A 740-nucleotide genomic window follows, 5' to 3' on the forward strand; every position below is an offset into this window, starting at 1 on the left:
TTTCTGCTGACCCCACGATGGGGGGCAGGGCATGGTCGATTTCACTGATACCCAGCCACTGAGTCAGCTTCGGGTCGTACTGACCCGTGGTCATGTTGTAGAGGTTCGACTCGGAGATATTGCTCTCTTCGCAGCCTTTGACGCCGGTTAAGCACCAGCGCAGGTAGTCATGACCCATCATGACGCTACCAATTTGCGCGTAGCGCTGAGGGGTGTTCTCTTTCACCCAGCGTAGGAGCGATGCCGGATGCCCGGTCCACAATGTCTGGCGGGTGACCGGGTAGAGCTGCTCAGGGATCCCATCCTGCTGCCAGCGCTGTACGATGTCCATCGCACGTCGGTCAGAAGAGAGAATGGCATTACCTAGCGGCTTATCTTGCTTATCAAGTAGGAACAGGCCTTTGCCCTGAGCGGATATACCGACACCTTTGATTTGCTCGCCGCAGACACCTGTACGCTTTAACAGCCCGGCAATGGTCGCGACGCACTGTTGCCACAGTTGGTGCATATCGCGTTCGGCGTACCCGGGTAATGGCGATATTGTCTGCAGCGATTGCCGGTTAATTCCCTGCTCGTGACCTTTGGCATCATACAAACCTGCTTTCAGATATGTACCGCCGCAATCAATACCCAGCCAGAAGGTCGCTTTCTCACTCATCTTTGTTATCTCATTTTTGCCGGATGGCGCTGCGCTTATCCGGCCTACGACGGTTGCTACCTGTAGGCCCGGTAAGCGAAGC

1 protein-coding gene is annotated in these 740 nt (G+C 55.5%); it reads right to left on the bottom strand.

Annotated features, from left to right (window positions below; translation table 11 throughout):
- A partial coding sequence (locus FDW87_RS22535; protein ID WP_252363159.1) for an FGGY family carbohydrate kinase occupies window positions 1-658 on the bottom strand: 658 nt, incomplete at its 3' end.
- Window positions 659-740: the final 82 nt, after the last annotated feature.

The sequence above is a fragment of the Citrobacter sp. wls826 genome (assembly GCF_005281245.1).
GTDB lineage: Bacteria > Pseudomonadota > Gammaproteobacteria > Enterobacterales > Enterobacteriaceae > Citrobacter > Citrobacter braakii.